We start from the raw sequence: 612 nt of genomic DNA on the forward strand, positions 1-612 counted from the left end.
CTCATCCACAATTCCTGAAGGTTGATTCCCGCCGGGCAGACCCCGGTGCAGCGCAGGCAGTTGGTGCAAAGGTACAATCCTTCCTGAATCGTCCGGATGTCCTGCTGTGAAATGTTTTGGCCCGAGGCCAGCCGTTTGAGCGACGCAATCTTTTCAGACGGCAGAATGTTGACGTTGGGAATTTCTTCAAACACCACCCCCACCGAACAGCGCAGGGTGCAGGTGCCGCAGTGGGTGCAGGCATCCAGCTCCATGATCTGGCGGGTGGCGATATTGGCCGGATCCGAGGTTTCCGGGTCCATGACCGCATTGAGCAGCAGGCTGACGGGGCTGGCAATGATGTGAAACATCTTGCTAAACGGCAGATAGGCCAGCCCGATAAAGCAGGCCAGAAAATGAATGATCCAAAGAAATCTCGGCGCCCCTGCTTCATCAAGACCCACGGCGATTGGCGCGACGGCTTTGGCCGCGCCGTACCCCAGAAATGCCCACTGGGGCCGGGCGTGGCAGGCGATGCAGCTTTCGTTCAGCTCCCGCCCCTTTTCAAGGACATCGTCTTCAAAGGGCCCTTTGAGCTCGGGCGAAACCACGCCGTATTCTTTAACCCACAGG

1 protein-coding gene is annotated in these 612 nt (G+C 58.2%); it reads right to left on the minus strand.

Annotated features, from left to right (window positions below):
* Window positions 1-612 (minus strand): (Fe-S)-binding protein (locus P1P89_23320; protein ID MDF1594453.1); only part of this gene is annotated, 612 nt, incomplete at both ends.

Source organism: Desulfobacterales bacterium, assembly GCA_029211065.1.
GTDB lineage: Bacteria > Desulfobacterota > Desulfobacteria > Desulfobacterales > JARGFK01 > JARGFK01.